This window comes from Pantoea sp. CTOTU49201, from assembly GCF_032054795.1.
In the GTDB taxonomy this organism is placed as follows: Bacteria; Pseudomonadota; Gammaproteobacteria; order Enterobacterales; family Enterobacteriaceae; genus Pantoea; species Pantoea symbiotica.
The window spans coordinates 1-6,709 of record NZ_DAMBSA010000067.1 but is presented as its reverse complement, the minus strand read 5'-3'; the positions used below and the strand labels follow the sequence as shown (position 1 = coordinate 6,709).

The following is a 6,709-nucleotide window of genomic DNA, read 5'->3' as shown; positions in this document are numbered from 1 at the left end:
GCATAAATAGCTCGCGCGAGAGTTTAATGTAGTCGTAACGCAGTTCGGTCAGCGCCGAGAAGTTCGCCATGCCGGAGCCAAAATCATCCAGCCACAGCGGCCCGAGTTCCGGCATCTTCGCTACCATCTCTTCCTGCGGCAGCGCATGATGTTCCGTCAGTTCGAAGCGCACCCACGGCAGCTGCGCGATCAGCGTGCGAATCGACTCATGCTGCTCAATCTCCATCAACGTTGGACCGTCGATATTCACCGACGCCACCAGCTGACGCTGATTGAAAAACGGTGACCATGTTATCAGCAGCTCGAGTTGTTCCTGGACGACACCGAGCCGCTGCGCGATAGTCAGTGCTTCAAAGTAGTCTTCGGGCGACAGCCTTTTTTCTGGCGCGGAGGGATGAGTCACCGCCGTCAGTAATTCAATGGCCAGCAAGCGGCCGGAAACCTGATAAATCGGCTGGAAAGTATAGAATCGTTGGCACTGCTGCCAGAAGAGACGCGTTTCCTGTTGTTGCTCCAGTTCATTTGAAACAGGCAGCCGATGACTCAAATTCTTCATCACCATGGTTTTTTCCTGGTTGGTGTTGAGTGCCTGCAAATAGCATCTCAGCGGCAAGTATCGGCGATCGCCGGGATAACTTTATCAATCTCGTTAGTCCCATGAAGAGTTGAGTGTAACAGCGTGCGTCGCGCTTAATCGGCAAAACAAAACGCGCTTTGGCCGTTAAATCGCCGTAGCGCCGGCGGTTTACTGCCTTAAGTTAAATCAAAACATCGTTTTAAAAACCATTGACGACTGCCATACCAGACGCGAGACTAAGGCAGAATTCACTATAGGCCGAAGACCATGACGCAGAAGAAAATCGCCATTATTGGCGAATGCATGATTGAGCTGTCCGAGAAAGGTGAGAACATCAAACGCGGTTTTGGCGGTGATACGCTGAACACGGCGGTTTATCTGGCGCGCCAGTCAGATAACCAGCAGCTGCGTGTCGATTATGTCACCGCACTCGGCACCGACAGCTTCAGTGACCAGATGATCGCCGCCTGGCAGCAGGAAAAGGTCGAGACCGCGCTGATTCAGCGCCTCGACAATAAAATGCCAGGCCTGTACTTCATCGAAACCGACGAATACGGCGAGCGCACTTTCTGGTATTGGCGCAACGACGCCGCCGCCCGTTTCTGGCTGGATAGCGCGCAAGCGGAACAGATTTGCCAGCAGCTGGCGCACTACGATTATCTCTATTTGAGCGGCATCAGTCTGGCGATTCTGCCAGCGGCCAGTCGCGACAAATTAATGGCGCTGCTCAGCGCCTGTCGTCAGAACGGCGGCAAGGTGATTTTCGACAACAACTATCGTCCGCGTTTATGGGCCGATAAAGCCAGCGCCCAGCAGGCGTATGCCGAGATGCTGCGCCATACCGACATGGCATTCCTGACGCTCGACGACGAAGATTTGCTGTGGGGCGAGCAGCCGCTGGATGCGGTGATTGCCCGCACACGCGCCGCTGGCGTACAGGAGATTGCCATCAAACGCGGTGCAGATTCCTGTCTGATTGCCGTTGGCGATGAGCCGCTGCGCGACGTCGCCGCCATCAAGCTGGCGAAAGAGAAAGTGATAGATACCACCGCAGCAGGCGACTCCTTCAGCGCCGGTTATCTGGCGGTGCGTTTAGCCGGTGGCAGCGCCGAAGATGCTGCCGCACGCGGCCATCTCACCGCCAGCACGGTGATCCAGCATCGCGGCGCGATTATTCCGCTAAGCGCAATGCCGCGTTAATCCTGCTGCACATTTGTAGGGTCGCCATTTATGGCGACCAAACCCATAAACACCGCTAACAAACCCACCCGCAAAGTTTGCCTTAACGCAGCATTTTTCCCTGCCAATTTCCGCTAATCACCTGACTCATCCACTTCTGTAACAAAACCCGCACTGCTTCTTCAATCATGCTAATCAGATCGATTTAAATTCAATGCGTTATGGCACGAAATCTGGCCGCCAGGCATAGTCCGAAACTGGCTAAATCGGCGGTTTTCGGCTGGACGCCAGCTGTAAAAGAGACCATGTTTTAATCAATAACAGCAGGACGCTGTTACTCCGGCCGCGAAAAAAATAACGACAACATGACTCGCTCAGGACTGACTTATGCACACAGAAATCATCAATATCTGGCCACACGGTGATGCGCCGGGCGCGAGCGATTCGCGCGCTCAGCCGCAGATCGTCGATCTCGCCAAAGAGTACGAACCTTATGACCGCGCCGCCACCGGCGTGCGCTGCCCGGAGATTGCCATCTGGCATCCGGAAACCTCGAACGGCATCACGCTGCTGGTGGCGCCGGGCGGCGGTTATCAGCGGGTTTTGATCGACCGTGAAGGCAGCGCGCTCGCCACCTTCTTCACGTCAATGGGCTACACGCTGGCGGTGATGACCTATCGCCTGCCGTATGACGGTCACCATGAAGGTCCAGACGCGCCGCTGGCTGATGCGCAGCGTGCGGTGCGCGTGCTGCGTGAACGCGCGCAGCGCGGGTTGAATGGCAAATATATCGTAATGATGGGCTTTTCGGCGGGCGGACACGTTGCCGCCAGCCTCGGCACGCGCTTTGGCGAGAAACTCTATCCGGTGCAGGATCAGGCCGACAGCTTCACGCCGCGCCCGGATGCGATGGTGCTGCTCTATCCGGTGATCAGTATGCGTGAAGGTCTGGCGCATGAAGGTGCGCGCACCCGCTTGCTCGGCGCATGGCCGGATCAAAGAATGATTGATGCGTATTCAATGGAGACGCGCGTGCATGCGCAAACGCCACCGACGCTGCTGATTCACGCCTCCGATGATGAGTCGGTTTCGGTGAACAACAGCATGGTGTTCTTCAGCGCGCTACGTGAGCACAAAGTGCCGGTGGAGATTCACTTCTACCAAAAAGGCGGCCACGGATTTGGTATCCGTGGCGTGGCAGATTTACCTTTGGCAAGCTGGCCGATGCTCGTCACCGAATGGCTCAGAGCGAAGACCTGATCATCAGGATGATGGCGCGGTCTGTTCCGCCGCGCCTGCACTGCTATCCGGCTTCACGTCTTCCGGGCTAGCCGGAGCCGCTGGCGGTACCGGTAGCTTCATCACTTTATCCCAGCCTTCCTGCAGCATCTTCACGTTGGTCTCAGCTTCACCCTGCGGCTGAATCAGCACCATGGTCAGCTCCTGCGACAACTGCTGGCGCAGCTCCTGATTCAACTGGTCACGCGTCATCTCGCCGAGGAACGTCTGACGCAGCTTTTGATACTGCTCAGGCGCAATGTCCACGACCGAATTTTGCTGCGAGCGCAGACGCTGGCCCATCAGAATATCAGTATCGGTGCGAGCGTAAGTGGCAAACAGCTTGTTGAGCTCCAGCAGCTTCTGCGCCATCAGCGCATCAAACTCCTCCTGCGGTAACCCTTTGTCGCGCACCGCCGCCAGCTCTTTCGCCACCTGATTCATATTCTGCGGCAAAGAGGCGTTCGGGCTGTCCATGTTGATCGAGCACTGCGCGCGCTGATAGAGCACACGGCAATCGAAACCAACCTGCACGCTTTGCGCTTTGCTGTCAGCCAGCGCGCGCTGCACATGCCAGAACAGCGCTTCACGCGCTAAATCGCTCTGCCAGTAGCGCTGCAAATTCTGCGAATCGCGAATCGGCTGCCATGCGGTGTCCCACACCAGCGACAGGCGATCCTGACTCATGCCGCCATTCACCAGATTCACCGGCTGATGCGGTAGCGGAGACAGCGTTGGCAGCGCGGCAGGCGCTACGCGCTTGCCTTTCAGCGGCGCGAAGGCTTTGTTGATCTGCTCCGCCATACTGCGGCTATCGACATTTCCCACCACGTACAGCGTCATGCCATCGGGCGTGTACCACTGCTGATAGAAGCTGTTGAGCTGGGCGATATCCACCGGCGCGCGCGGTTGCTCGCCCGGATCGTGCGCCAGCATCGCCGAGCCTTTCAGGCGATAGCGCCACCACACATCCTGTGTATTGGCGGGCCAGGTGGCAATCGGATCGGTCGCCGTTAACGCGGTAGCCACCACCTGCTCATTAATCGTCATTTTCCCGGCGGTCGCCGCCAGCCAGCTGAGCGCTTCTTTCAGCAGATCAGGGCGGTTATTCGGCAAGCTCAGGTTGTATTGGGTGTAATCGTACGACGAAATGGCGGGCGGCAGCGGACGTTGCGGATCCATGGCTTGCTGCCACAGCGCACGTTGCTGATTGGTGTCCAGCGTGGCGTTATGCACCATCGCTAAACGCGGTAAAAGATGGCTGTAGCCCGTTTGTTGCGCACTCTCCACCAGCGAACCGGTGTTAACAATCAGGCGCAGTTCAATACGATCGCTTGGACGTTGTGGTGTGGTCAGCAGCTGCCAGCTAAAACCATTGTCCAGTTTGCCTTCCTGCCAGGCGGGATCGGGTTGGAGCGTCTCGGCGTGCACGCCAAAACCGGACGCTGCCAGTAGCAATCCGCCAACCAAAAGCCGAATTCTGGTGCCCTGCATGTGAACCCCTACTCAAACAGATCAACGCTCGTTAGCGCGGCATGTTCGGCCACATCTGGGGTGACCGGTGCGGCATTTTGCCGCCACGTTTATTTAATAACAGACTCTTTGACCACGAGAAGGTCAGGATGTCGCGCAACGAGGCAAAAAATCGGGAAAAAAATCAATGGGGTTTATTATGCAAATGCCCGCTGTCAGGGCAAGCGACAGCGGGCATTTCTCGGCAAATTAACGCAAATAGCAGGTTATGCGGCGGTTTCTGGTGCGTTATTCACCTTTTTCCCTGAAGAAAGCGTCGCATTCAGTTGTTTCTCATCCAGTTGTCCGACCCACTTTGCCACCACGATGGTCGCTACGCCATTACCCACCAGATTGGTCAGCGCGCGCGCTTCGGACATAAAGCGGTCGATACCGAGAATCAGCGCCAGACCAGCCACCGGTAAATGTCCCACCGCTGACAAGGTGGCCGCCAGCACGATAAAGCCACTGCCGGTTACACCCGCTGCGCCTTTTGAGGAGAGCAGCAGCACCACTAACAGCGTGATTTGGTGGAACACATCCATATGCGCGTTGGTCGCCTGCGCGATAAACACCGCCGCCATGGTGAGGTAAATCGAGGTGCCATCCAGGTTGAAGGAGTAGCCGGTTGGAATCACCAGCCCCACCACCGATTTCTTACAGCCCAGCTTCTCCATCTTATCCAGCATGCGCGGCAGCGCCGATTCAGATGAGGAAGTACCGAGCACAATCAGCAGCTCTTCTTTGATGTAGGCGACAAATTTAAAGATGTTGAAGCCGGCGAAGCGCGCAATCAGCCCCAGCACTACCACCACGAACAGCACGCAGGTGATATAGAAGCAGATGATCAGCTGACCCAGCTGCACCAGCGAGCCGACGCCATATTTACCGATGGTAAAGGCCATTGCCCCGAAGGCACCGATTGGCGCGAGACGCATAATCATGTTGATCACGCCGAAGATCACTTTCGAGAAGCTCTCAATGACGTTGAACATCACCGTGCCAGCGCTGCCGAGGCGATGCAGAGCGAAGCCGAACAGAATAGCGAACAGCAGCACTTGCAGAATGTTGCCGCTGGCGAAGGCACCAATCACGCTATTCGGGATCACATCCAGCAGGAAGGCGACCACACCTTGCTGCTCCGCCTGCTGCGCGTAAACCGCGACCGCTTTGGCATCCAGTGTGGCCGGATCAACGTTCATGCCCGCGCCTGGCTGCACCACGTTAACCACCACCAAACCGATGATCAGCGCGATGGTGCTGACAACTTCAAAGTACAGCAGCGCAACGGCGCCCGTACGTCCAACGGCTTTCATGCTCTCCATGCCGGCAATACCGGTCACCACCGTACAGAAAATCACGGGGGCGATGATCATCTTGATCAACTTAACGAAACCATCGCCAAGCGGCTTCATTTGCGCGCCTAACTCAGGATAGAAGTGGCCCAACAGGACGCCGATGCCGATGGCAACCAGTACCTGAAAATAGAGGCTTTTTAAGATTTTCATAACAGGTGTCCAGTAAGACGGTTCGCACCGCCATTGTTGTGGAGAACGCATGCGGCAAGCCGCCAGAAGCGTAAAACCTTACCGATGGCGAGGAAAATAACACCCTGTTAACAAGATTAATATCCCCTACTATTCCTTACAAAAGTTACAAAACTCTAACTATGAACTGAAACGCTTCAGCACAGCGCTTCGCTACAATTTTGTAAGGAAAATCAATAACCAAGGTGATTATTCAGGGAGTTGCGAGCTATTGAGCCAGCGTTGATTAAAGACGTGGAGCGGCAGCGCTTCAGCGTATAAGTAGCCTTGCCCTATAGTAATTCCGCGCGCCAGCAGCCAGTCGCGCTGCTCGGCGGTTTCCACACCTTCGGCGATGACGTCGAGGTGAATGATGTCGGCAATCGCCGCCACGATGCGCACCATGGTGTCGTCATCTGGCAGCGCGGCGACAAAGCTGCGATCCATTTTCAGCTTATTCACCGGCAGCGCTTTGAACTGATGCAGATAGTTGAGGTTGGAGTAGCCCATTCCGAAATCATCGAGCGCTACCGCCACGCCGGTTTGCTGCAGCAAGCGCAGCAGCGCAATCGCCTGTTCGGCATCGCCAATCTGCGCGGTTTCGGTGATTTCCAATACGAAGTTGCCCGGTGCGATG

6 protein-coding genes are annotated in these 6,709 nt (G+C 56.2%); 2 read left to right on the top strand and 4 right to left on the bottom strand.

What is annotated here, in order from left to right; all coding sequences use genetic code 11:
* Positions 1-562, bottom strand: a 562-nt coding sequence (gene pdeH, locus RTY00_RS07170; protein ID WP_312663944.1) for a cyclic-guanylate-specific phosphodiesterase, incomplete at its 3' end; no start/stop codon positions are given.
* 282 nt (positions 563-844) lie between these two features.
* Between pdeH and RTY00_RS07165 the strand changes: the two genes are divergently transcribed.
* Together RTY00_RS07165 and RTY00_RS07160 are read left to right on the top strand one after the other, a co-directional pair.
* Positions 845-1,777: a sugar kinase gene (locus RTY00_RS07165; RefSeq protein ID WP_312663943.1), complete on the top strand. Its 933-nt coding sequence runs from the start codon at positions 845-847 to the stop codon at positions 1,775-1,777.
* Between the two features lie 366 nt (positions 1,778-2,143).
* Positions 2,144-3,016 carry an alpha/beta hydrolase gene (locus tag RTY00_RS07160; RefSeq protein WP_008105727.1) on the top strand — a complete coding sequence of 291 codons (873 nt, stop codon included), beginning with the start codon at positions 2,144-2,146 and terminating at the stop codon, positions 3,014-3,016.
* A gap of 3 nt (positions 3,017-3,019) precedes the next feature.
* Here RTY00_RS07160 and RTY00_RS07155 read toward each other — a convergent pair whose 3' ends face one another.
* The 3 genes from RTY00_RS07155 to RTY00_RS07145 form a co-directional block, all read right to left on the bottom strand.
* On the bottom strand, positions 3,020-4,528 hold the full coding sequence (locus tag RTY00_RS07155) for a pitrilysin family protein (RefSeq protein WP_256698014.1): 1,509 nt from the start codon (positions 4,526-4,528) through the stop codon (positions 3,020-3,022).
* A 245-nt stretch (positions 4,529-4,773) separates the two neighbouring features.
* Entirely contained in the window at positions 4,774-6,054 is a 1,281-nt protein-coding gene (locus RTY00_RS07150) for a dicarboxylate/amino acid:cation symporter (protein ID WP_008105722.1), read from the bottom strand.
* Between the two features lie 228 nt (positions 6,055-6,282).
* Positions 6,283-6,709 (bottom strand): EAL domain-containing protein (locus RTY00_RS07145; protein WP_312663942.1); only part of this gene is annotated, 427 nt, incomplete at its 5' end.

Coding starts and splice junctions, on each gene's coding strand:
- RTY00_RS07155 (WP_256698014.1), bottom strand. CDS start 4,528: ATGCAGGGCACCAGAATTCGGCTTTTGGTTGGCGGATTGCTACTGGCA.
- RTY00_RS07165 (WP_312663943.1), top strand. CDS start 845: ATGACGCAGAAGAAAATCGCCATTATTGGCGAATGCATGATTGAGCTG.
- RTY00_RS07160 (WP_008105727.1), top strand. CDS start 2,144: ATGCACACAGAAATCATCAATATCTGGCCACACGGTGATGCGCCGGGC.
- RTY00_RS07150 (WP_008105722.1), bottom strand. CDS start 6,054: ATGAAAATCTTAAAAAGCCTCTATTTTCAGGTACTGGTTGCCATCGGC.